General features: G+C 65.2%; 24 protein-coding genes. 5 read left to right on the top strand and 19 right to left on the bottom strand.

Annotation, left to right across the window (positions count from 1 at the left end):
* Window positions 1-11: 11 nt before the first annotated feature.
* The 15 genes from dnaB to IV112_RS07615 form a co-directional block, all read right to left on the bottom strand.
* On the bottom strand, window positions 12-1,397 hold the full coding sequence (gene dnaB / locus IV112_RS07545) for a replicative DNA helicase (RefSeq protein ID WP_304002446.1): 1,386 nt from the start codon (window positions 1,395-1,397) through the stop codon (window positions 12-14).
* The gene (locus tag IV112_RS07550; RefSeq protein ID WP_304002448.1) at window positions 1,394-2,182 is read right to left on the bottom strand and encodes a helix-turn-helix domain-containing protein; all 789 of its coding nucleotides are present in this window, start codon (window positions 2,180-2,182) and stop codon (window positions 1,394-1,396) included. Before IV112_RS07550 ends, dnaB begins: the two co-directional genes overlap by 4 nt.
* Window positions 2,183-2,345: 163 nt before the next feature.
* Window positions 2,346-2,939, bottom strand: coding sequence for a phage virion morphogenesis protein (locus IV112_RS07555; RefSeq protein WP_304002450.1), 594 nt, complete (start codon window positions 2,937-2,939; stop codon window positions 2,346-2,348).
* A 9-nt stretch (window positions 2,940-2,948) separates the two neighbouring features.
* Window positions 2,949-3,164, bottom strand: a complete 216-nt coding sequence (locus IV112_RS07560) for a hypothetical protein (RefSeq protein WP_304002452.1) — start codon at window positions 3,162-3,164, stop codon at window positions 2,949-2,951.
* Window positions 3,165-3,306: 142 nt separating this feature from the next.
* Window positions 3,307-4,050, bottom strand: a complete 744-nt coding sequence (locus IV112_RS07565) for a hypothetical protein (protein WP_304002455.1) — start codon at window positions 4,048-4,050, stop codon at window positions 3,307-3,309.
* A gap of 111 nt (window positions 4,051-4,161) precedes the next feature.
* Entirely contained in the window at window positions 4,162-4,554 is a 393-nt protein-coding gene (locus IV112_RS07570; RefSeq protein ID WP_304002457.1) for a hypothetical protein, read from the bottom strand.
* Window positions 4,555-4,567: 13 nt separating this feature from the next.
* Window positions 4,568-5,017: a hypothetical protein gene (locus tag IV112_RS07575; RefSeq protein WP_304002459.1), complete on the bottom strand. Its 450-nt coding sequence runs from the start codon at window positions 5,015-5,017 to the stop codon at window positions 4,568-4,570.
* Window positions 5,018-5,033: 16 nt separating this feature from the next.
* A complete protein-coding gene (locus IV112_RS07580; protein WP_304002460.1) occupies window positions 5,034-5,414 on the bottom strand; it encodes a S24 family peptidase in 381 nt (126 codons plus the stop codon).
* A 104-nt stretch (window positions 5,415-5,518) separates the two neighbouring features.
* Window positions 5,519-6,916, bottom strand: coding sequence for a tyrosine-type recombinase/integrase (locus IV112_RS07585; protein ID WP_304002462.1), 1,398 nt, complete (start codon window positions 6,914-6,916; stop codon window positions 5,519-5,521).
* A 278-nt stretch (window positions 6,917-7,194) separates the two neighbouring features.
* Window positions 7,195-7,620: a hypothetical protein gene (locus IV112_RS07590; RefSeq protein ID WP_304002464.1), complete on the bottom strand. Its 426-nt coding sequence runs from the start codon at window positions 7,618-7,620 to the stop codon at window positions 7,195-7,197.
* Between the two features lie 11 nt (window positions 7,621-7,631).
* Complete coding sequence (locus tag IV112_RS07595; RefSeq protein WP_304002467.1) at window positions 7,632-8,399, bottom strand: UDP-2,3-diacylglucosamine diphosphatase; 768 nt, start codon at window positions 8,397-8,399, stop codon at window positions 7,632-7,634.
* Between the two features lie 15 nt (window positions 8,400-8,414).
* A complete protein-coding gene (locus IV112_RS07600) occupies window positions 8,415-8,903 on the bottom strand; it encodes a peptidylprolyl isomerase (RefSeq protein ID WP_020165313.1) in 489 nt (162 codons plus the stop codon).
* A gap of 36 nt (window positions 8,904-8,939) precedes the next feature.
* Window positions 8,940-9,515: a peptidylprolyl isomerase gene (locus tag IV112_RS07605; protein WP_304002469.1), complete on the bottom strand. Its 576-nt coding sequence runs from the start codon at window positions 9,513-9,515 to the stop codon at window positions 8,940-8,942.
* 55 nt (window positions 9,516-9,570) lie between these two features.
* Window positions 9,571-10,800, bottom strand: a complete 1,230-nt coding sequence (locus IV112_RS07610; RefSeq protein WP_304002471.1) for a L,D-transpeptidase family protein — start codon at window positions 10,798-10,800, stop codon at window positions 9,571-9,573.
* The gene (locus tag IV112_RS07615; RefSeq protein WP_304002474.1) at window positions 10,797-11,954 is read right to left on the bottom strand and encodes a L,D-transpeptidase Cds6 family protein; all 1,158 of its coding nucleotides are present in this window, start codon (window positions 11,952-11,954) and stop codon (window positions 10,797-10,799) included. Before IV112_RS07615 ends, IV112_RS07610 begins: the two co-directional genes overlap by 4 nt.
* A 148-nt stretch (window positions 11,955-12,102) precedes the next feature.
* On the opposite strand from IV112_RS07615, the gene cysS reads away from it, so the two are divergent.
* The 3 genes from cysS (at window position 12,103) to IV112_RS07630 (ending at window position 16,365) form a co-directional block, all read left to right on the top strand.
* Window positions 12,103-13,482: a cysteine--tRNA ligase gene (gene cysS, locus IV112_RS07620; RefSeq protein WP_304002476.1), complete on the top strand. Its 1,380-nt coding sequence runs from the start codon at window positions 12,103-12,105 to the stop codon at window positions 13,480-13,482.
* Window positions 13,483-13,503: 21 nt separating this feature from the next.
* Window positions 13,504-14,232 carry a Crp/Fnr family transcriptional regulator gene (locus tag IV112_RS07625; protein ID WP_304002479.1) on the top strand — a complete coding sequence of 243 codons (729 nt, stop codon included), beginning with the start codon at window positions 13,504-13,506 and terminating at the stop codon, window positions 14,230-14,232.
* Window positions 14,233-14,499: 267 nt separating this feature from the next.
* Window positions 14,500-16,365 carry a phosphoenolpyruvate carboxykinase (GTP) gene (locus IV112_RS07630; RefSeq protein ID WP_304002482.1) on the top strand — a complete coding sequence of 622 codons (1,866 nt, stop codon included), beginning with the start codon at window positions 14,500-14,502 and terminating at the stop codon, window positions 16,363-16,365.
* Window positions 16,366-16,468: 103 nt separating this feature from the next.
* Here IV112_RS07630 and dnaJ read toward each other — a convergent pair whose 3' ends face one another.
* The 3 genes from dnaJ to grpE form a co-directional block, all read right to left on the bottom strand.
* Window positions 16,469-17,602: a molecular chaperone DnaJ gene (dnaJ, locus tag IV112_RS07635; protein ID WP_019917486.1), complete on the bottom strand. Its 1,134-nt coding sequence runs from the start codon at window positions 17,600-17,602 to the stop codon at window positions 16,469-16,471.
* Window positions 17,603-17,706: 104 nt separating this feature from the next.
* Window positions 17,707-19,632: a molecular chaperone DnaK gene (gene dnaK, locus IV112_RS07640; RefSeq protein ID WP_304002485.1), complete on the bottom strand. Its 1,926-nt coding sequence runs from the start codon at window positions 19,630-19,632 to the stop codon at window positions 17,707-17,709.
* 89 nt (window positions 19,633-19,721) lie between these two features.
* Entirely contained in the window at window positions 19,722-20,258 is a 537-nt protein-coding gene (grpE, locus tag IV112_RS07645; RefSeq protein WP_304002487.1) for a nucleotide exchange factor GrpE, read from the bottom strand.
* 164 nt (window positions 20,259-20,422) lie between these two features.
* Between grpE and IV112_RS07650 the strand changes: the two genes are divergently transcribed.
* The gene (locus IV112_RS07650) at window positions 20,423-21,805 is read left to right on the top strand and encodes a protein kinase domain-containing protein (RefSeq protein ID WP_019917489.1); all 1,383 of its coding nucleotides are present in this window, start codon (window positions 20,423-20,425) and stop codon (window positions 21,803-21,805) included.
* 132 nt (window positions 21,806-21,937) lie between these two features.
* On the top strand, window positions 21,938-22,471 hold the full coding sequence (locus IV112_RS07655; RefSeq protein WP_304002491.1) for an AP2 domain-containing protein: 534 nt from the start codon (window positions 21,938-21,940) through the stop codon (window positions 22,469-22,471).
* Window positions 22,472-22,516: 45 nt separating this feature from the next.
* On the opposite strand, the gene hemH is transcribed toward IV112_RS07655, so the two are convergent.
* On the bottom strand, window positions 22,517-23,614 hold the full coding sequence (gene hemH, locus IV112_RS07660; RefSeq protein ID WP_304002494.1) for a ferrochelatase: 1,098 nt from the start codon (window positions 23,612-23,614) through the stop codon (window positions 22,517-22,519).
* Window positions 23,615-23,619 lie beyond the last annotated feature (5 nt).

The raw sequence follows: 23,619 nt of genomic DNA on the forward strand, positions 1-23,619 counted from the left end.
GTGGTGATCGGCTATCCGTCGAAGCCTCGGTCGCGATAGCCGCGGTACATCGCGTCGCGCGGTATTGCCTGGTCGCGTGCCGGTCCGTATCCATCGCCGGGCACGAAAAGCGTTCTGTTGGCGATGTAGCGAAGCCGGACCTCACCGGTAGGGCCGTTGCGGTGCTTGCGCAGCAGCAGATCGCCGACGCCGTGCCATTCGGGGGCGCTGTTCGTCATCTCCGGCCGGTCCAACATCAACACGATGTCGGCGTCCTGCTCGATCTCGCCGGAGTCGCGCAGGTCGTGCAGCTGGGGGCGCCTGTCGCTGCGACTCTCGACAGCGCGGTTCAGCTGGGCGCAGGCGATGATCGGCACGGCGAGTTCCTTGGCCAGCGCCTTGAGGCCTCGGCTGATGCTGCCCAGCTCCTGCGCCCGGTTCTGGCCTTCGCCGCGCATCAGACCGATGTAGTCGACGACGATCAGATGCAGGCCGTGCTTCCTCGCCAGGCGCTTTGCGCGAGCGCGAACGTAGGCCAGCCCGATGCCTCCCCTGTCGTCGATGAACAGACGCTGCCGGGCTGCCTCGCCGGATACCCGCGTGAGTGCCGACCAGTGATCGTCGTTGCGCGTGCCGGTGCGCATCGCATGAACGCTCACGCCCGACCGCTGCGCCATCACGCGCATGCTCAGTTCGCGCGCGGGCATCTCCAGCGACATGAACAGCACGGTGCGGTCGGCCCGGGCCGCTTGGTCGGCAATACCCAGGGCGAGCGCGGTTTTCCCAACGCCAGGGCGAGCGGCCAGGATGATCAGCTGGCCGGGCTCGAAGCCACCGGTCAGCGCGTCCAGGTCCGGAATACCGGACTGCAGGCCCGTCACGCCGCCACCGTTCGCGCGGTCGTTGATCAGCGCCATCGCCTCGTGCATGGAGTCGGCGAGCGACAAGGGATCGTCGCGCTCGCTGTCGATGGCTTGCGCCGCGATCCGTTCCAGACCGGCAGCGAACTCGTCGTGCGATACCGCTCCGGCTGCGTAGGAGACCGCCAGCGCCTCCGTATCACCTTGGCCCATGCGGCGGTATGCGCGGTCGCGAATCGTGGTCGCGTAGGCCCGAATATTCGCGGCGCTCGGCGTGTTGTTCGCGATCTCGCCGAGGTAGGCCAGGCCGCCGCAGCGCTCCGCCTCTCCGGACTGCTCCATCTCCGCATGCACCGTCACCACGTCGGCCGGCTTGCCGGCGCGGATCAGCGCGGCGATGTGGGTGAAGATCCGGCGATGGTCGTCGCGGAAGAAGTCGGCGTCCGTCACCGTCCCTTCGATGCGGTCCCATGCGTTGTTGTCCAGCAGCAGGGCGCCGATCAGCGACTGTTCTGCTTCGATCGAGTGCGGCGGCAGCCGCAGGGCGGGCGCGTTCATGCTGCGCTCCTGTGGTACTTGCCTTCGATGCATTTCGCAAAGTTCTGCGGCGACACCAGCCAATCCAAGCTCACGACAAACGGGTCACGACCATTCGCGGGTTGCGTCTGGCCGGTCAGGAACTCGGACTGCGCGCAGTAGGCGAAGAAGCGCCGCCACCACTCGATGTCTTGGCGCTTCGCGTCCTCACGCCAGCGGGCTTGCAGATGCTTGACCCTCGTGCCGTTCCACACGCGAACACGTGTGCCGGTGGGTAGTGCCTGGTGGTACAGGTCGATGATCTGCTGATGCGGACAGTCAGGGATGTGCGCAGGCTTGGCCTGAGCACCACCGATGTCGATCGACATCGGCTCACTGACGGTTCTTGATGGTTCACTGATGGTTTGGGTCGCATGGGTGCGGCCCGTCTCGCCGCATGGATGCGACCCGTCTTGTGCATGGGTGCGACCCGTCGCATCCGCGCTACCCGTCGCATGGGTGCGGCCCGTAGGGGTAGCATCAGTGCGACCCGTCAGCGCACGCAGATTGATTTGGTACTGGCGAGTTGCGCCGGGTTTCCCACCTTCCTCGTTGCCGATCACTTCAAGGAATCCGGCTCCGATCAGGCCGTGCACCACTCGCTGAGCCTGCGACCGGGAAAGGCGGGTCTTCGTCGCGATGGACGACATCGACGGCCAGCATCTGCCCTCGTCGTCGCTCCAATCGGCGAGCGCGAGGAGGGCGAGCAGATCGCTTCCGCCACTTGGGTAGGCATCCCAGACCATGGACATGATGCGAATCGACATCAGACGCCCACCTTTCGCGCGATGCCGCGCATGGCCCGCGCGTATTGCGCTGGCGTGGCATCCGGATGGCGCGCGATCCACTCGGCCTTGCGCCGCTCGTAGCCCTGCACTGTCCGCCTCGGTCTGGAGGCGGTCTTCGCGGTCTGAGTCTGTCGGCGGGCCTTCACTTCATGCTCCGCAGCAAGTACGCGCGAACGCGGGCGACGACCGATGATGCCCAGGACTGCGGCAGCACCACGACGCCCGACTCGTTCAAGGGGAGGAACGCGCGGCGGGGGATGACCGACTTCTTCGCGAAGACCATCGTGCCGTTGGGGCCGGGGAAGGTCAGAAACTTCCCCTTCTTCGGCAGGATGACTGCGCCGAACTGATGCACGGCCGGAATGCTGGCGCCGCTCTTCGCCCGCAGGTTCGTGCCGACTGTGACGCCGTCGGGCTCGGGCTTGTAGGTGATGCTCCGCTGCAGCCGGCCGGTGTCGCGCAGCGGCTGGCCAGGGCGCCCGGCCTTGTTCGCCGCCTTCTGCTCGCGACCGGTGCGGCTCAGCTTCCCGCCGTTGTCGGTGCGACGCAGCCCGCGGAATTTCAGCGGCGCCCACTGCTGGCCCCAAGGATCGCGCCCGGACTTGAAGCCCAGGTCGACCAGCGTCTTCAGGCCCGCGCCGACGCTGCTGTACAGCTCCGATGACTTGGTCGCGCCCAGCAGCTGCTGCAGCTTCCGCTCCGCGCCCTCGCCGGATGTCTCGATGGACACGCTCATGACGTGGCCTCAGGCGTGCTGTGCGGCGGTTTCGGTGTGTCGGGTAGCCTCGCCGGAGACGAGGCGGTCGACTTCGTCAGCAGGCCAAAGCAGGCGGCCGCTTGGCTGCTTTATCGGCTTGATGCCGTGATGGTGCCCGTTCAGGGAATAGTTCTTGCGCCAGGTCTTGGCGCTGGACCGCGTAATGCTTGCGGATTCGACGGTGGTGTAGACGCGCGCTGCCATTCTTTGAACCCCTCTACGTTTCTGGATATAACGGGGGAGGAGTTCAGCCGAAGGTGGTGCGCGGTAATAGGCAAATGGTCAGTGCTTTAAATGTCTGGTAGTTCCAAAACCATTACTGGATAAGGGAAAGATGGGAAGGCTATTAATCAGCTCGACGACCCTTTACCGCCCATTCCGGACGAATGATCGAGGCGGCCGACGTGGCCTTGGATTCCGCCATACCTTCGCTTTTCAACCACTCTTCCACCTCGCTGTTTCGGGGGTGTGTGGTTCCATCATCCCGGTCGGCGTTCGCCCACCACTTCCGGGATGCCTGATTCAGGAGAACAAGGTCTTTCGACATGAACCAACGGTCTCCGGTAGAAGTGGTCGCGTCGCGGTCGTTCTCTGCCTCCTGTTGCTTCAACGCTTCGATGTCGATTCGCCGGAACCACAGATCGTTGAGGGTGATGCGACGGGGCGAGTCCTGTGCTCCTTCTTCTGTCTCAAGCCACAGGACGAATTCAGGCGTCGGGAAGCGTTCCGGGTTTTGCTCGTGCAGCTTCGCTCCGTCCTCGGGAACGAGGAATCCAACCTCGACGGCCCCATCGGGCGACGTGGCGATCAAGTACGCATCGTGGTGCTCAAGAAACCAGAACTGAGCGGTTCGGCCGCCTCTGACGCAGAACTGCCGCCCGGTCAGTTCGTTCGTGTAGTGGAATTTGGACTCGCGCGAACCATTTGGGTGGTACTCGGAGACATGCCCCTTCCATCTGCCGCCACGTTCCGGCATGGCCTGCCCATACCACTTCGAGAACACACCACACCGGAGCCGATTCTCCGCGACCAGTGCAAGTACTTCCCTCTCATCGGTTTCCAGCGCCTGTGCGGCTTTCTCCAATGTCATGAGTCTGCTGATAGACATCCGCGCTCCCTCTCGCGCCCCTTGTGAAGGTGCCGCGCCGGCCGGGCAAGGGATCCCGGTTTTCCTCCCGTCGGAGTAGGCGCGGCGTGCTGCTCAGTTGCCCAGCACCAGAGCGCGCACGCGCTCGCGCTCGGCGTGCCAGGTGGTGCCAGCTGCGGCGATCCGATCGAACAGGAACGCGATCTGTTCGCCGATCTGGTCTTCGTCTTCCTCGGCGATGTAGTCGGCCAGCGTGACCGACCATGTCCCGCCGTCGGCCAGGATGTTGAAGGCCGTGCCGAACTGATGCACTTGAGCCGCTTGAGCGCGGTGCATCGCTGGCGTCGCAGTGCCGTATGGGTCGAGATAGTGCGGCTCGATCCACACCAGCCCGTCACCGTCGCCGAACACGAAAGCGGCAGCCCTGTAGAAGGTGTCCCGCTCGGTATTCACGACGACCAGCGCGCCGGCGCTCCAGCTGCTGGCCACCTCTTCGACGGTCGGCACGTTCTCGGCGCCGTCAGTCGGCGTAGACGACCGCCGCGCCGTGTTTCGCCTTCAGCACCGCGCGTGCTTCTTGTGCGCGTTCGCGCGAGCTGAACCACGGGCTCCGGTGCTCCTGTCCGTCCTTCATGTACAGCACGGCGAAGCGCTCGATTCCTCGCGCCTTCAATGCCTCGCGAGCCTGCCGGCGAAGCGCCGCGCGTGATCCTTGGGCGCGTAATCGGAACTCGATCAGGCTTTCCACCGGAACGCCGAAGCGGCTGTGCAAGCGATCGAGGTCAGCGCTGGATGCGCGGCGACCAATGACCAGGCAGATGGGGCCGTCCTCGGCCTGCTCGTGCCCGCACTGGTCATCCGTCCACCATCCGATCAGCATCGGATCGCCGGGGCGGCAGAGAAACAGACGGCGGTCGCCGAAGGCACCGGACACCGGCGGGAAGGGGGCTACTCCGATTTGAATCGCCATGGCTTGAATCCTCCGGTCAGATGACGCTGCGGTACTGCAGAACACCGACGACGCGGCCGATCAGCTTGATTCGGTGCGCCTCGCTGGCGGGGAGCGTGTCCGACCCGCGAACCGGGTCGGCGTAGTAGGCGATGACCTCGCCACCGATGCCCCGCGTGAGCGATCGGACGTACTGGCGGCCGTCGATCTCGAAGGCATACATCGCGCCCCCGGTGCCGATCTCGTCGCAGGGCTCAATCTGCAGCAGGTCGCCCTCCTGAATCTTGGGCGCCATGCTGTTGTCCGGCATGCGGCCGGTGATCTGCGTCGCGCGGTCGCTGAAGTGCTCGAACAGAGCGGGGTCCGGCAGGATCGGCGCCGGCCTGCCGGTGGTGCTGGTAATGTTCGATGCAGCCATGGGGTTACCTCCGTAACAGGTGCTTCATGGTCAGGGGCTGCGCGATGTTGACGCATCGTGCGGCCCCGCTCTTGCCGGCTACCGGCCGGCGCGGTGATGCTCGTTTAGGTGCTCGAAACGACGCGCAGTGACGGCGCCACTTCTTCGGTCTTCGGCTGCTCGATGCCAGCCTGCTCCAGGATCCAGCCTTCAATCTTCGTGTGCCACATGCGCAGCAGGTCCAGCGGCCTCTGCCGGTAGTGCTTTTCCGCGATGGCGGACGGCTTGTGCCCCATGATCTGCGCAACGATGCCGGTCGGCACCTCCACCCATTCCGACAGCGTGCCGAAAGACCGACGCAGGCCGTGCAGGCTGAGCGGTGGCAGGCCGGCTGCGGCCAGTGCCTTGTTGTGCGCGATGCGCGGCTCCTGCAGCCGGCCGGATGCAGCGGTCGGGCTGCTGAACACCCAGGGGAGCGCACGCGCCGCACGCTCCTTTGCCTTCTCCTCGTCCGCTCCGCGCATGGTGCGTACCCGCCTTGCCTCTGAATCGTGTCGCTGCTTCAGGTCGCGCAACAGGCTCGCCACGTACGGGGTAAGGGGGATGGTGCGCTCGCCCTCCACCTTGTCGCGGATCGTGAGGCTGTTCCACTGGAAGTCGACGTCGGTCCAGCGCAGGCCGGCCAACTCCTCGCGCCGTGCGCCGGTGAGAAGAAGCGCCTGCAGATAGGCGGCGTGCACCGGATTCGTGAGGGCTCGCACCTTCTCGAACCACAGCGCCAGCTGCTCGCGCTGCATGCAGTCCGTCTTCGGCTTCGCCCGTGGCAGGACATCGCGCGCCATGCCGCGGGAGCAGGCGTCCGCATGGGTGAGGGCGGCGAACTTCTCTGACGTGGCAGCCCAGCCGATGAAGGCGCGCAGAGCCCTGTAGGTCTGGGCTGCGGTCGTCGGCGTGCGCTCCGTCAGCGGTTCAAGCCACTGGCGCACGGCCTTGGCGTCCAGCTCGCTCAGCTTCAGGGAAAGCAGGGGGTGAAGCGGGCCAGGCTGAACCACGCCCGATTCACCCTTCCGCCGGCCGCGCCGGCGAGGCTCGCCGCCGGCCTTCGCCATCTCCAAATGGTTGCGCAGGTGGCGGCTACCCCATTTCGGCGTCCGCGCCTCGATGTAGGCCTGCCAAGACTCGCCGACGGAAACTTCGGCCGTTTTCGCCTTCTCGCGCTTGGCGGTGATGTCGGCCAGGCGTGCGGCGCGCTCTTCGCGCGGGTCGATGCCCTGGTCGACCAAGGTCTGCAGCCGGCGCGCTTCCGCTCGTGCGTCGTGGATGTTCCAGGCGCGCGAGTCGCCGATCGTGAGGCGGATCGTCTGCCGGTGCAGCTTCGTCTCGAAGACGAAGGACTTGGCGCCGGCCGTGGTCACCCGGACGGCGAGGCGCGGAGCCTCGGTGTCCCACAGAAAAGCCTGCTTCACGTCGTCAGGGCACGTGAAGCGGCGGATGCGGTCCGGGGTGAGGCGTTCGCGTTGCAAGGCGTCTCCGATGGCTGAAGGGCTCTGTGTAGCCCGCATGTAGCCATCTTAGGGGAACGCTGGGGGATGTCAAGAAACGCGACGGGTGCTAAAACAACTGAAATATATGGATTTTCTGGTGGATCTGAACGCCCGCGAACGACCATGAACGCCGTTTTTTGCCGTCTTGTAAGCGGTAGGTCGTCAGTTCGATTCCGACAAGCGGCACCAATAAAGAAAGGCCGATTCCTTCGAATCGGCCTTTTTCACATGCGTCGCCGCTGCGTTCAGCAGGACGCTCAGCGCTTCTGTTCCGGTCCGCGCGCAATCAGCATGTCGGCGACGGTACGGATGGACGGCCAGTCCTTCATTGCCTCGACGGCCGGCCCGAAGCCGGCGGCAGCGGACTGCTGCAGCGCCTGTTCGGCCATTGCCAGCATATTGGCCGAGTAGCTCTTCATCGCCTCGCTCTGCAGCGTGACGAAGTTCTGGTACAGCGCGTCCGGGCTGTTCGGGTCGGCCGCTGCAGGGGTGTCGGCGTCGGCTGCGGGCGTGACGCCCTGCAGCACGGCGAACACGAAGCGGCCCAGCGCGCGCTGGGCTTCGGCCGAATCAGGACTGCCGAAGAAGTCCGGGTCCAGCGTGATCGCCGGGGCGGCATCGCCCTTGCGGCATTCGATGCGGCCGTCGGCGGCCAGGCGGATGCGCAGTTCGGAAGTGCTCATCTGAGGTCTCCTCAAGCGGTGTAGCGGGCGTCCGGCAACGGTGCGCCCGCGTCGTCGGTGGTGAAGGCGCGCAGGCCGCTGTCGTCGGCCTCGAACCAGCAGGCGCGGTCGCGCCAGTCGGCCAGCACGTGGCGCACGCAGGGACTGCCATCGACTTCGTGCTGGTGACTGGCCGGACGGTGCGTGTGGCCGTGAATCATTCGCGCGACGTCGTGGTGGCGGAACATCGATGCGATGGCGTCGGCGTTGGCGTCCATCAGGTATTCACCCTTGCCGGCCGTGGCTTCCTTGCTGCGCCGGCGCATGTCCTCGGCGATCGCGTGGCGTTCGGCCAGCGGCCTGGCGAGGAAGGCGGTCTGCCATTGCGGGTTGCGCACCATGGCGCGGAACTGCATGTAGGGGAGGTCGTCGGTGCACAGCGTGTCGCCGTGCAGCAGCAGCGTGGGTTCGCCGCCGATGTCGGCAATCAGCCAGTCGCCATGGATGCGCGCACCGGTGGCCGCGGTGAAACCCGCGCCGAGCAGGAAATCGCGATTACCCGGCAGCACGTGCAGTTCGATGCCACGCTCGTGCAGCGCCCGCAGCGCCCGCAGCGCACGGATCACCGGACGTACCGTAGGGTCGTCAACGTCCTCGTCCCCCGCCCACGCCTCGAACAGATCGCCGAGCAGGAACACGCGCTGCGCCTCGCGCGCGCGGCCTTCGAGCAACGCCACGAAGGCCGCGTTCAGTGCAGGCGTGGCGGCGGACAGATGAAGATCGGAACAGAGCAGGTCCATGCCACGCACGCGGTGTTACGCCACTTCGGCGCGTTCGATCACCACGTCTTCCTTCGGCACGTCCTGGTGGAAGCCGGAGCGGCCGGTGGCCACGCCCTTGATCTTGTTCACCACGTCCATGCCTTCGGTGACGCGGCCGAACACGCAGTAGCCCCAGCCGTCCTGCGACTGTTCCTTGTCGAGAAACAGGTTGTCGCCGACGTTGATGAAGAACTGGGCCGTCGCCGAGTGCGGGTCCGAGGTGCGCGCCATGGCGATGGTGCCGACCGTGTTCGAAAGGCCGTTGCCGGCTTCGTTCTTGATCGGGGCCTGGGTGTCCTTCTGCTTCATGCCGGGCTCGAAGCCGCCGCCCTGGATCATGAAGTTGCCGATCACGCGGTGGAAGATCGTGTTGTTGTAGTGACCGGCCTCGACGTAGGCGAGGAAGTTGGCCACCGTCTGCGGGGCCTTTTCGGCGTCCAGTTCGAGCGTGATGACGCCGTGATTGGTGTGCAGTTTGACCATGTTGTGTTCTCCGGTTGGGGGCCGCTTGCGCGGCGGTCAGGGTTTGGCTTCGAGGACGCGGACGGACTGGATGACCACCGGCGTCAGCGGCACGTCCTGGTGCATGCCGGCGTTGCCGGTGCGCACCGTGGCGATGTTGTTCACGACTTCCATGCCCTTGATCACCTTGGCGAATGCGGTGTAGCCGTAGCCGTCGCGCGACGGGTAGTCGAGCATGCGGTTATCGACCAGATTGATGAAGAACTGCGCCGTCGCCGAGTGCGGGTCGTTGGTGCGTGCCATGGCCAGCGTGCCCGGCGCGTTGCGCACGCCCTTGTCGAGCGCCCGTTGCGCCTCGTTCTTCACCGGCGCCCGGGTGGTCTTCTGGTTCATCTGCGGGTCGAAACCGCCGCCCTGAATCATGAAGCCGTTGATCACGCGATGGAAGATCAGACCGTCGTAGAAACCAGCTTTGACATATTCGACGAAATTGTCGACCGTGGCCGGGGCGGCTTCCGGGAACAGCTCGATCACGATGGTGCCCTGGCTGGTCTTCATTTCGACCTGCGGGTTGGCGGCGAGGGCGAACAGCGGCAGCAGGCCGGCCAGCAGGCCGAACAGGAACTTCTTCATGCGGGTGACTCCGTGTGGGTGGGAAGCGTGAAAGACAGGTGGAGCGGCGGCCGGTTCAGGCCGAGCCCTCGAAGACGATGCGCCAGCGGCCGTTTTCCTTCTGCCAGTACTGCTGCTTGCGCATCACGTTGCTCAGATTGTCGCTGCGGTAGTCCTGTTCGAAGGTGACGACCACCAGGTGGTCCCGGCCGGGATTGCGGAAGGTGCTCAGATTGCGCACGCCGACCTTGATCCATTTCTTCGCCGCATTGACCTCGCGCTTGTTCTTCGCGAAGGCGTCGAAATTCTTGCCGTCGGCGCTGAACTGCGGCGAGTAGTGCGTCAGCAGGCGGTCGGTGTCGCGGCTTTCCCAGTCGACGCGCCACTGTTCGAGCGCGCGGTTGAATTCGGCGCGCTCGGCCTGCCAGTCGTCCAGCGTCAGCCATTCGACCTGGTCGCTGATCACCACCGGCACCGGTGCGCCCTGTACATAGCCGTTCAGCGCCTGGAAATCCGGATTGGCCAGCACGACGCAGCCGTCGGAGGCGCGCGGCGGGCGCGAGAAGGTGTCCGACGGCACGCCGTGCAGCCAGATGCCGTGGCCGTTGCGGCCCTGCTTGCGGTCCCAGGCGTTCGGATAGTTGATCGGCAATGCGCCGGCGCCATAGAAATCGGTCAGCTTCTCCGGCGGCAGGAAGCCGGTCACCTGATAGACGCCCAGCGGCGTCTTCTTGTCGCCTTCACGCATTTTCTCGATGCCGAGGCGACCGTGCGACACATACCAGTCGGCGACGAAGCGCGGCTTGCCGTCGACGTTCTCGTACAGGTAGAGGCGCGAACGTCGCGCATCGACCACCAGCGCGTGGCGCTGGTCCGCCGGCAGTTGCATCAGGTAGCGCGGTACGCGATCGACCGGCGGCTTGTCGCGGTAGGCGCGGATGCGCGCGATCGCCTCGTCGCGCAGGTCGGCCAGACGCTCGGCCGGCGCATTCGGTGCATTGCCTATCGTCGTCAGCGCGCTGGCACGCGCCATCAGCAGATCGCCGCGTATCAGGTGGGCAAGACGGAAGTTCGGCCAGATGTGGAGCAGGGCATCGACCTGTTCAAGCGCGAGGTCGAGACGCTTGCGCTCGATCTGACGGAACACCTGTTCGAGCATCGGCTCGGGGCCACTGTCGGAATAGCGGACAGCGTTGCCCGACTGGCCGGAGCCGATGGCCAGCGGCACGCACAGCGAGGACAGGAAAAGGGCGTTGCGCAGCACGCGTGTGAGCGCGCGGCTGCGGGCGACCGGGGCCGTGCTCATCCGCCGACCCGCTCCTGCTGGATCAGCCAGCGGCCGTCGCGGCGCACCAGCGTCAGCGTCTTGGTCGTGCTCGTCTTCAGGCCGACCGCCTTGTAGTGCTGGCGGAAGGTGGCGTCGGCACGGTCGGCGGCGACGGACTTCACCTTCACATTCTCGACGCGGACCTCGATTGCGCCCGGCTTGGCGATGCGCGAGCGGCGCTCGGCTTCCCAGGCGCTGCGGGGTTTGCCGTCCGGTACCTTGAAGTCGGCGGCGTAGTAGCCGAGGTAGCTCTTCACGTCCTTGCGCGACCAGGCGGCGGCCCAGTCCTGCACGGTGCGGGTGAGTTCGGCGACCGGAGGCGCGGCGGCGGCCGGGGTCGCAGCCTTGGCCGGCGCTGCCGGCACTGCGGCGGCGGGCGCCGGTGTGGGGGCTGCCGCTGGCGCTGGTGCGGGCGCTGCCGCGGTCGGTGCCGGCGGTTTCGGTGTTTCGGCGGGTTTGGCCGCCTCGGCCTGCTTCGCCGGCACAGCCGGAGCAGCCGGCGTGCTCGGTGCGGGCGGCGCCGCGGGTGCCGGCGTGGCGGTCGCTGTCGACGGCGCGGCGGCGATCGGCGCAATGGCGCGCGGTTTCTGGTTGCCACGATTGCCGTTGCCGACCATTTCGCGGATCAGGTTCAGCTTGCTCTGTGCAGCCTTGTTCGACGAATCGAGCTGCAGCGCGCGGTCGTAGGCCTGCGTCGCCATGCGGGCGTAGATGTCGCCGAGGTTCTCGTGCGCCACCGCGTAGCTCGGATGGGTGCGGATCGCCATCTCGAGCGCGGTCTTGGCCTTGTCGTACTGCTTCTGCTGCGCGTACAGCACCGCCAGGTTGTTGTAGGGCTCGGGCAGTTCCGGGTAGTCCTCGGTCAGCTTCTGGAACACCGAGGTGGCCTCCGGGATCTTGCCCAGTTCGGTCAGGATGAGGCCCTTGAAGAAACGGCCCTGCGGATCGCGCGGTCGCTGCGCAAGGTAGAGGTCGATCTTTTCAAGTGCCTGTTGCGGCTGCTTCAGGCGCAATAGCTGCTCCGCTTCCTGGATGCTGTCGGCGAAGACCGGTGAGACCGATGCGCACAGCATCATCAGGCCGGCGATCAGGCTGGAAACGAGGCGGGAGGCGGAGCGGTGCGTAAAGGCCATGTGTTAGACTTTTTGGCGTGAATGCGTCGTTTGACAACCCCGGATCTTATCAAGAAGGCGTGCCGGCGTCCTGTCGTTGCGTCTGATTCGAGTACTTGCCCGCAGAGCGGGTCTTCCCCTTCGCAGTCCTCCCGATTTACGGCCAGCCATGCTCAAGATTTACAACACCCTCACCCGCGAGAAGCAGGATTTCGTTCCGATCGAACCCGGCCGGGTGCGCATGTACGTGTGCGGCATGACGGTGTACGACTACTGCCACCTCGGCCACGCCCGCGTGATGGTGGTGTTCGACATGGTGACGCGCTGGCTGCGCGCAGCGGATTATCAGGTCACCTACGTCCGCAACATCACCGACATCGACGACAAGATCATCAAGCGGGCGGCCGACAACGGCGAAACGATGCGCGCGCTGACCGACCGCTTCATCGCCGCGATGCACGAGGATGCGGATGCGCTGGGCGTGCTGCGACCGGACCACGAACCGCGCGCCACCGAATTCGTGCCGCAGATGCAGTCGCTGATCCAGCGACTGGAGGCGAAGGGTCTGGCCTATCGCGCGGCCAGCGGCGACGTGAACTACAGCGTCCGCAAGTTCGACGGTTACGGCAAGCTGTCCGGCAAGTCGCTGGACGATCTGCGCGCCGGCGAGCGCGTCGATGTGATCGACGACAAGCAGGACCCGCTCGATTTCGTGCTGTGGAAGCACGCCAAGCCGGCTGAGCCGGCCGAGGCGAAGTGGGCGTCACCGTGGGGCGACGGCCGCCCGGGCTGGCATATCGAGTGCTCGGCGATGAGTTCGCAACTGCTGGGCGACCAGTTCGACATCCACGGCGGCGGCGCCGACCTGCAGTTCCCGCACCATGAGAACGAGATCGCCCAGAGCGAGGGCGCGCACGGCCACACTTTCGTCAATTACTGGATGCACAACGGCTTCGTCCGCGTCGACGACGAGAAGATGTCGAAGTCGCTGGGCAACTTCTTCACCATCCGCGAGGTGCTGCAGAAGTACGACGCCGAGGTGGTGCGCTTCTTCATCCTGCGTGCCCATTACCGCAGCCCGCTCAATTATTCCGACGCCCATCTCGACGACGCGCGCGGCGCATTGACCCGACTTTATACGACACTGAAGAACGTGCCGCCCGCCAGCCGCGCGCCGGACTGGTCGACGCCGGCTGGCAGCCGCTTCCGCGCAGCAATGGACGATGACTTCAACACGCCGGAAGCGATGGCGGTGCTGTTCGACCTGTCGGCCGAAGCCAACCGCAGCGGTGACGCCGCCGTCGCGGGCGAACTGCGCGCGCTGGCCGGCGTGCTCGGTCTGCTGGAACGTTCCCCGGAAGACTTCCTCAAAGGCCGTGCACAGGCTGGCGGTCTCGATGACGCGCAGATCGAGGCATTGATCGCGCAACGGGTGGCCGCCAAGAAGGCGCGCGACTTCGCGACCGCCGACCGCGTGCGTGACGAACTGAAGCAGCAGGGCGTCATCCTCGAAGATTCGGCCGCTGGAACGACCTGGCGGCGTGCGTAACATGGAGTTTTGCAGTCGGGCATGCGTGCGATCACGATCAAATCGGCGTGGAACGGCCACAGTGACTGCGAAGGCTGCAGCATCCGCCAGTCGGTGCTGTTCGCCGACCTGGTAGAGGCCGACTTCGCACTGCTGCATGAGCAGATAGATGACCTGGATTACCCCTCCAGCGCCGTCATCTATCACGCCGGCGCCCACGGCGACTGGCTGTTCACCTTGCGCGCCGGCGCGATCAAGCTGGTGCGCTACGGCAACGACGGCAATCAGCGCATCCTGCGCGTGTTGCGGCCAGGCGACGTGTGCGGCCTCGAAGCGCTGGTACGACCCGGCTACGATCACACGGCGATCACGCTGGCGCCGACCAAGATCTGCCGCATCCCGCGCACGCTGATCGAAAGGTTGAACCGGGAGACGCCGCGGCTGCAGAAACCCTTGTTCGAGCACTGGTACGCCGCACTGGCCGAAGCCGACGCCTGGCTGGCCGAGCTGGCCGCCGGCCACGCCGACGTGAAGACGCGGGTGGCGCGCCTGCTGCTGCGACTGCGCACCGACGAGGCGCCTGGCAGGGCGATCCGCCTGAGCCTGGAAGACATCGGCGCCATCCTTGGCGTCGCCCCGGAATCGGCCAGTCGTGCGCTCGGGTTGTTGCGACGCAGCAACCTGCTCACTGACGCGGATAGCCGTTACCACTGGCGTATCGACGCTTCAGGTCTCGCCGCACTTCTTGCGGCGCACGATCAAGAAAACTGATCCAACGTTGCCGAATGCAATGCCTTTTCAGGGCAGGACCCGCCGCGTCCGAACAAATCGCATCATTCGTGACTCTTATAGCAGACATAAGACCCCGTTATGGTTAAAGTGCGTCCTCCGTGAGGATGACCGCAGGCGCAGTCGGCGGTCAGCAGGGTCCGACGCATACACCTACCCGGTGGATGCCGAGTCTGTTTCAACCGTCGAACCGGGACGGCAATGGTTACCACCCTTGTCCGATTCCGGTGGATTTTGGAGAGCGTCGCAATGAAAGTCGTCCTGTCGCCGGAGCAGCTGAACTCCGGAGAGATCCCCGTTCCGGCCTGGGTCAAAAACCGCAAGCTGGTGAAATGGGTTGCCGAGATCGCTGCGCTGACCAAGCCCGCCGCGATCCACTGGTGTGATGGTTCGCAGGAGGAGTACGACCGCCTGTGCGCCGACATGGTCGCCGCCGGCACCATGCGCCGCCTGAACCCCGAGAAGCGCCCGAATTCCTATCTCGCCTGGTCCGACCCGTCCGACGTGGCGCGTGTCGAAGACCGCACCTTCATCTGTTCCGAACGCCAGGAAGACGCCGGCCCGACCAACAACTGGATGGCCCCGGCCGAAATGAGGCAGACGCTGAACGGCCTGTTCGACGGCTGCATGCGTGGCCGCACGATGTATGTCGTGCCGTTCTCGATGGGTCCGCTGGGTTCGCACATTTCGCAGATCGGCATCGAGCTGTCCGATTCGCCCTATGTCGCCGTCAACATGCGCATCATGACCCGCATGGGCAAGGCCGTTTACGACGTGCTGGGCGAGGACGGCGAGTACGTGCCCTGCGTGCACACCGTCGGCAAGCCGCTGGCCGCCGGCGAGCAGGACGTCGCGTGGCCGTGCAACGCCACCAAGTACATCGTCCATTACCCGGAAACCCGCGAGATCTGGAGTTTCGGTTCCGGCTACGGCGGCAACGCGCTGCTCGGCAAGAAGTGTTTCGCGCTGCGCATCGCCTCGACTATGGGTCGCGACGAAGGCTGGCTGGCCGAGCACATGCTCATCCTCGGCGTGCAGAACCCGCAGGGCGAAAAGCACTACGTCGCGGCGGCCTTCCCGTCGGCCTGCGGCAAGACCAATTTCGCGATGCTGATTCCGCCCAAGGGTTTCGAGGGCTGGAAGGTGACCACCATCGGCGACGACATCGCCTGGATCAAGCCGGGCAAGGACGGTCGCCTGTACGCGATCAACCCCGAAGCCGGCTATTTCGGCGTCGCCCCCGGCACCAACGACAGCACCAACGCAAACTGCATGGCTTCGCTGCGTTCCGACACCATCTTCACCAATGTCGCGCTGACCGACGACGGCGACGTCTGGTGGGAAGGCATGACGAAGACGCCGCCGGCGCATCTGACCGACTGGCAGGGCAAGGACTGGACGCCGGAAATCGCCAAGCAGACCGGCGCCAAGGCCGCGCACCCGAACGCCCGCTTCACCGTGGCCGCCACCCAGAACCCGGTCATCGACCCGTCCTGGGACGATCCGGCCGGTGTGCCGATTTCGGCCTTCATCTTCGGCGGTCGTCGTTCGACCACGGTGCCACTGGTGACCGAGGCGCGCAACTGGATCGAGGGCGTCTACATGGCGGCGACCATGGGTTCGGAAACCACCGCTGCGGCCGCCGGCCAGCAGGGTGTGGTGCGGCGCGATCCGTTCGCCATGCTGCCGTTCTGCGGCTACAACATGAGCGACTACTTTGCGCACTGGCTGAAGCTCGGTCAGAACCTGTCGGCCCAGGGTCAGGTGCTGCCGCGCATCTTCTGCGTGAACTGGTTCCGTACCGACGACAACGGCAAGTTCGTGTGGCCGGGCTTCGGCGAAAACATGCGTGTGCTGAAGTGGATGCTGGACCGCGTGGCTGGCGGCGCCGAAGGGGCTGAGCACCTGTTCGGTACCAGCCCGCGCTACGACGACCTGAGCTGGGCCGGCACCGAGTTCAGCCGCGAACTGTTCGAGCGCATCACGTCGATCGACGTGGCCGCCTGGCAGCAGGAAATCGCGCTGCACGACGAACTGTTCGATCGTCTGCAGCACCGCCTGCCCGAGGCACTGGCCGCGGTCAAGGCGCAGATCGCGAAACAGCTCGCGGCCTGATCAGGGCTCGCCGGCCGCGGGGGTGCCGCGGTCGGCCGCTCCGGCCTTCGCCAAAAAGAAAGCCCGCTTTGAGCGGGCTTTCTTTTTGCGCGTGGCGACCGGATCAGCCGGCGAAGAAATCCTTCATCTTGTCCATCCACGACTTGGCACGCGGGCTGTGGCTCGCTTCGTCGCTGCGGTTGATGTCGTCGAATTCCTTCAGCAGTTCGCGCTGACGCGCCGTCAGGTTAACCGGCGTCTCGACCACGACGTGGCACATCAGGTCGCCCGGGTAGCTGCTGCGCACGCCCTTGATGCCCTTGCCGCGCAGGCGGAACACCTTGCCCGACTGGGTTTCGGCCGGGATCTTGATCTTGGCTGCGCCATCCAGCGTCGGAATCTCGATCTCGCCGCCCAGCGCCGCGGTGGCGAAGCCGATCGGCATTTCGCAGTGCAGGTCGTCGCCTTCGCGCTGGAACACGGTGTGCGGCTTGATGTGGATCTGCACGTACAGGTCGCCGGCCGGGCCACCGCCCTGACCGCGTTCGCCTTCACCGGCCAGGCGGATGCGGTCGCCCTCGTCGATGCCGGCCGGAATCTTCACCTGCAGTGTCTTGCTGCCCTTGACGCGCCCGGCGCCGTGGCAGTCGTTGCAGGGATCCTTCACCATCTTGCCGGTGCCGTGGCACTTCGGGCAGGTCTGCTGGATCGAGAAGAAGCCCTGCTGCATGCGCACCTGGCCGACACCGTTGCAGGTGGTGCAGGTGACCGGTTTGGTGCCCGGCTTGGCGCCGGTGCCGCCGCAGGTGCCGCAGTCGTCCATGGTCGGAATGCGGATGCGCGTGTCGGTGCCGCGCGCCGCTTCTTCCAGCGACACTTCGAGGTTGTAGCGCAGGTCGGCACCGCGGTAGACGCCGCTGCGACCGCCGCCACGTCCGCCCTGATTGCCGAAGATTTCGCCGAAGATGTCGCCGAAGGCGTCGCCGAAACCGCCGAAGCCCTGGCCGCCGCCCGCACCGCCGCCCATATTGGGGTCGACACCGGCGTGGCCGTACTGGTCGTAGGCCGCACGTTTCTGTCCGTCGGACAGGATTTCGTAGGCTTCCTTCGCTTCCTTGAACTTGTCCTCGGCTTCCTTGCTGTCCGGATTGCGGTCCGGGTGGTACTTCATCGCCAGCTTGCGGTAAGCCTTCTTGATTTCGTCATCGGAGGCGTCGCGGTTGACGCCCAGGATGTCGTAAAAATCTTTCTTCGCCATTCGTTTTCACCACAGATGCGCCAAAGGCACAGCGCGTCAGGAGTGCTCCTGCCGCGCTGTGCCTCGGTCGTTGAACTGCTCGCTGTCAGCGTCGGGAGCGCAGCTTACTTCTTGTCCTTCACCTCGGTGAATTCCGCATCGACCACGTCGCCGTCGTCGTCCTTGCGGCCGCCGGGTGCGGCGCCACCGGCCGCTTCACCGGCCGCGGCCTGCTGTTCGGCGTACATCGCCTCGCCCAGCTTCTGCGCGGCGGTCGCCAGTGCGGCGCTCTTGGCGTCGATCGCTTCCTTGTCGCCGGAGCGGATGGCTTCTTCCACTTCCTTCAGCGCAGCCTCGATCTTCTCCTTCTCGCCGGCGTCGACCTTGTCGCCGTGCTCGGTCAGCGCCTTGCGCGTCGAATGGACCAGCGCGTCGGCCTGGTTGCGGGCGTCGGCCATCTCGTGCGCGCGCTTGTCTTCTTCGGCGTGCAGTTCGGCGTCCTTCACCATGCGCTGGATCTCTTCTTCCGACAGACCCGAGTTCGCCTTGATGGTGATCTTGTTTTCCTTGCCCGTGCCCTTGTCCTTGGCCGACACGTGCAGGATGCCGTTGGCGTCGATGTCGAAGGTGACCTCGATCTGCGGCATGCCACGCGGCGCCGGGGCGATGCCTTCCAGGTTGAATTCGCCGAGCGACTTGTTGCCGCTGGCCATTTCGCGCTCGCCCTGATAGACCTTGATGGTCACCGCCGGCTGGTTGTCGTCGGCGGTCGAGAAGGTCTGCGAGAACTTGGTCGGCACCGTCGTGTTCTTCTGGATCATCTTGGTCATGACGCCGCCCAGCGTCTCGATGCCCAGCGACAGCGGGGTCACGTCGAGCAGCAGCACGTCCTTGACGTCGCCCTGCAGCACGCCACCCTGGATGGACGCGCCGACGGCGACCGCCTCATCCGGGTTCACGTCCTTGCGCGGCTCCTTGCCGAAGAATTCGCGCACCTTTTCCTGCACCTTGGGCATGCGGGTCATGCCGCCGACCAGAATGACGTCGTCGATGTCGCCGATCTTGACGCCCGAATCCTTCAGCGCGATGCGGCAGGGCTCGATCGAGCGCTCGATCAGTTCTTCCACCAGCGACTCGAACTTGGCGCGGGTGATCTTGATCGCCAGGTGCTTCGGGCCGGACGCGTCGGCGGTGATGTAGGGCAGGTTGATTTCGGTCTGCGCGCTCGACGACAGCTCGATCTTGGCCTTTTCCGCCGCTTCCTTCAGGCGCTGCAGCGCAAGGATGTCCTTCTTCAGATCGACACCCTGGTCCTTCTTGAACTCGTCGATCACGTAATCGATGATGCGCTGGTCGAAGTCCTCGCCGCCGAGGAAGGTGTCGCCGTTGGTGGCCAGCACTTCGAACTGGTGTTCGCCATCGACGTCGGCGATTTCGATGATGGACACGTCGAACGTGCCACCGCCGAGGTCATACACGGCGATCTTGGAGTCACCCGGCTTCTTGTCCATGCCGAAGGCGAGCGCAGCCGCAGTCGGCTCGTTGATGATGCGCTTGACGTCCAGACCGGCGATGCGGCCGGCGTCCTTGGTGGCCTGACGCTGGCTGTCGTTGAAGTAGGCCGGCACGGTGATGACGGCTTCGGTGACTTCTTCGCCGAGGTAGTCTTCGGCGGTCTTCTTCATCTTGCGCAGCACTTCGGCGGAAACCTGCGGCGGGGCGATTTTCTTGTCGCGCGCTTCAACCCAGGCGTCGCCGTTGTCGGCCTTGACGATCTTGAAGGGCATCAGGGCGATGTCCTTCTGCACTTCCTTCTCTTCGAAGCGGCGGCCGATCAGGCGCTTGACGGCGAACAGCGTGTTGGCAGCGTTGGTGACCGCCTGACGCTTGGCCGAGGCGCCGACCAGGATTTCGCCGTCGTCGGTGTAGGCGACGATGGACGGCGTCGTGCGCGCGCCTTCCGAGTTCTCGATTACCTTGGGCTTGCCGCCTTCCATCACGGAAACGCAGCTATTGGTGGTGCCCAGGTCGATACCGATGATTTTTCCCATGTTCGGGGTCCTCTATATATATGCGGGTGGAGGAGAGAGCTTGTCTGAGGTCGAAGTGGGGCGTTTGCCCCTGCATTTCAAGGGGCTTTTCAGCCCGCTGCCTTCGAAACGATGACCAGGGCGGGGCGCAGCACGCGGTCGTGCAGCAGATAACCCTTCTGCAGCACCTGCACCACGTGGTTCGGCTCGCCCGGCGCCTCAATCTGGCTGATCGCCTGGTGCTTGTGCGGGTCGAATTTTTCGCCCAGCGGGTTCACTTCCTCGACGCTGGCGCCGACAAAGGCCTGCACCAGCTGCTTCAGCGTCAGTTCGACGCCTTCGCGGATCTTGGCGACGTCGTTCGAGGTGTCGGCCAGCGCCGCTTCCAGGCTGTCCTTGACCGGCACCATGGCGGAAGCGAACTTCTCGGCGGCGAACTTGCCCGCCTTGATCACGTCCTCGGCGGCGCGACGGCGCATGTTTTCCGTTTCGGCCTTGGCGCGCAGCAGCGCGTCCTGCAGCTCGGCCACCTTTTGCTCGGCGGCGGCCAGCGCCTCGGGCGTTGCAGGAGCGGCCGGCGTGGCGGCTTCGGTGTTGGGGGCGGCCTGCTGTTCTTCGGGCACCGGTTGCGGGGTCTGCTCGGTCATGCGTAAAGTCCTCTGAATCTGAGACCCGCCGGAAATGGGGGCGTCCGGACGCATTTCAAGCCCGGAAAGTCGACTTTCCATCAGCCTTTTGACCCATTCTTTGTCCGGCGCTTGGCGATGGCCTATCATTCGCGGTTCATGACGCGTCCATCGCTCCACACGACATGCTCGAACGCATTGGCAAATACAGGGTAATCCGCGAAATCGGCAAAGGCGCCACCGCGACTGTCTACCTGTGCAAGTGCGACGACATCGAGGAAATGGTCGCCGTCAAGCTGGTCGATTTCGGCGACAAGAACCGCGATCAGGGCAAGTGGTCGCGGCGCATGCGCAAGCTCTTCCTGACCGAGGCGGCGATCGCCGCCAAGCTCGACCATCCGAACATCATCCGCATCTACGACGCGCAGGTCGAAGAGAACCGGGCCTATCTGGTCATGGAATTCATCGACGGCCAGCCGCTCGACCACTACTGCGAATTCAACACGATGCTGCCGCTGCCGCGCGCGGTGAGCATCGTGTTCAAGTGCGCGATGGCGCTCGATTACGCCTTCCGCCACGGCGTCGTGCACCGCGACATCAAGCCGGCCAACATCCTGATCGGTGCCAACGATCTGGTGAAGGTGACCGACTTCGGCTTGGCGCTGAACGTGGCCAAGGAGAACGACAAGGATTCGACCTTCATCATGGGCGTGGGCTCACCGGCCTACATGAGCCCGGAACAGGTGAAGGGCTATCCGCTGAACCAGAAGACCGACCTCTACTCGCTGGGGGTCGTGCTGTTCCACTTACTGACCGGTAGGCTGCCCTTCCGCGCCAAGCATCCGGCCCAGCTCATCTACAAGATCATCAACGCCGACCCGCCGTCGGCGTCGCAGCTGAACCCGGAAGTGCCGGAAGCGATGGACCGGGTGATCCGCAAGGCGCTGGAGAAGGACCTCTACTCGCGCTACAAGAACGGCGCCGAGTTCGCGAAGGACCTGTCGACGGTGCGTTTCAAGATCCTCGACGACAAGTACGTGCCGCCGGACACCACGCGCTTCTCCATCCTGCGCAAGATGACCTTCTTCACCGAATTCGACGACGTCGAGGTGTGGGAGGTGCTGCGTTTCTCGAACTGGCGGCAATACACCGAAGGCACGGTGCTGATGCGCGAGGGCGACAGCGACAACCGCTTCGGGCTGATCGTGTCCGGCCATGTCCGGGTGGTGGTCGGCGGCAGGCTGCTGGCCGAACTGGGGCCGGGCGAGGTGGTCGGCGAAATGGGCTATCTCGACCCCAACCACCTGCGCCGCTCGGCGACCGTGATCGCGTCCTCGCCGGTGGCTTTTCTCGAAGTCAGCCCGTCGGCGCTGGCGCTCGCGTCGGAAGAGTGTCTGGAGCACTTCCGCGCCCAGCTCATCAGCACCGTGGTGCAACGGCTGGCCCGCGCCAATTCCGCGCTTGCCGCCCAGGGCGAGCAGGTGGTGCTGGCGACCGAATCGGGTTTTTCCGTCATCGGCGGCGGCATCGACCTCGAACTGCTGCCCGATACGCCGGCGCGACGCTGAGCGTTCTGCACGTGTCGGCGAGCCCTGCGGCGTGAAGAACGCCCGCCGGCCCGGCTAAAGTTTCGACACGGCAGGCCGAAACTCTCCTCACAAGCACATGGCGACGCCTGTGCTATCGGAAGGAGACCGACCTTGAGCCGCAATTCAGTTTATGGCATCAGCCGCGTGGACAACGAAGCCAGCCGTACGCATGGCTGGCTCGTGACCATACAGCGACGCGGAGTGATACACCGGAAGCACTTCAGCGATGGTGTCTTCGGCGGCAAGCAGAAGGCCTTTGCCGCCGCCAAGCAGTTTCGCGACGACATCATTTCGAAATTTCCGCCCTTCTCGTTGCGCGAGTATTCGAGCATCGTCAAGAAGAACAACCGTTCCGGCGTGGTCGGCGTGTGCCGCTATTGCGCTTCCGAAACCCGTGACATGCCGGAGGACAAGCAGCGCTGGTTCTGGGTGGCTTCGTGGCCGCTGCCGACCGGTCGTCGCAAGCGGGTCAAGTTCTCGGTGAACAAGTACGGCGAGGAAGGTGCGTTCAAGATGGCGCTGAAGGCGCGCAAGGATGCGCTGAAAAAGCTCGATGGCCAGTTCGATCCGGGTGCTTCGCGGCGCGGCCGTCCGCGCAAGGCGAAGAACGACGAGAACATCGTGCCGACGCGCGCTGCGGCCTGAACGCAGCAGCACGCAAAAGAAAGGCGACCGCGAGGTCGCCTTTTTTCATTGCTTCGCGCCCATCGCCGTCGCGTTGCGCGCCTGCAGCGCAAGGTCGGCGGGCGGCCGGCCGGCTTCGTCCCACCAGTGGCCCAGTTCGCGGCGCACGATGCCGCCCAGCGCGGCGATCCAGTCCGGTCGCTCGTTCAGGCAGGGGATGTAGCTGAACTGCTTGCCGCCGCGACCGATGAAGGCGTCGCGGTTCTCGACCGCGATTTCCTCCAGCGTTTCCAGACAGTCGGCGACGAAGCCGGGGCACATCACCTCGACGCTGCGCAGGCCGCCCTCGGCCAGCTTTTCCAGTGTCGGCTGCGTGTACGGTTCGAGCCAGCGGGCGCGACCGAAGCGCGACTGGAAGGTGACCAGATAGTCCTCCTTCGCCAGACCGAGCGCCTCGGCGATCAGGCGGCCGGTCTTGTGACACTCGCAGTGGTAGGGATCGCCCTTTTCCAGGTGGAAGTGCGGCACACCGTGAAAGGACATGACCAGCTTGTCGGCACGGCCGTTTCTCTGCCAGTGCTCGCGCACACTGGCGGCCAGCGCGTCGATATAGGCGCGGTCACCGGCGAAAGCGCGGACATAGCGCATTTCCGGCAGATTGCGCCAGCGCAGCAGCGCGCGCGCCATTTCGTCCACCACCGAACCGGTCGTGCTGGAGGCGCCCTGCGGGTACATCGGCACCATCAGGATGCGCGTGAAGCCGTCGGCCTTCATCTGCTGCAGTACGTCGGCAATGGCCGGGCTGCCGTAGCGCATCGCGTGCCGCACCTCGATGTCGCGCTGCCCCTCGGCCACCATCCAGCCGCGCAGCAGCTTGGTCTGCCTTTCGGTATGCACACGCAGCGGCGAGCCCTCGTCGGTCCACACGGTCGCGTACTTCTCCGCCGACTGCTTCGGGCGCACATTGAGGATGATGCCGTTGAGTATCAGCCACCACAGCGGCTTCGGCACCTCGACCACGCGGTCATCGGACAGGAATTCCTTCAGGTAGCGGCGCAGTGAGGGCGCATCGGCCTGGTCCGGCGTACCCAGATTGACCAGCAGCACGCCGGTGCGCGGCATCTGGCCGTGTGAATAAGGCGGTTCTTCGACGAAGCGGGACATATCCG

It is taken from the genome of Methyloversatilis discipulorum, assembly GCF_018780585.1.
GTDB classification, from domain to species: Bacteria; Pseudomonadota; Gammaproteobacteria; order Burkholderiales; family Rhodocyclaceae; genus Methyloversatilis; species Methyloversatilis discipulorum_B.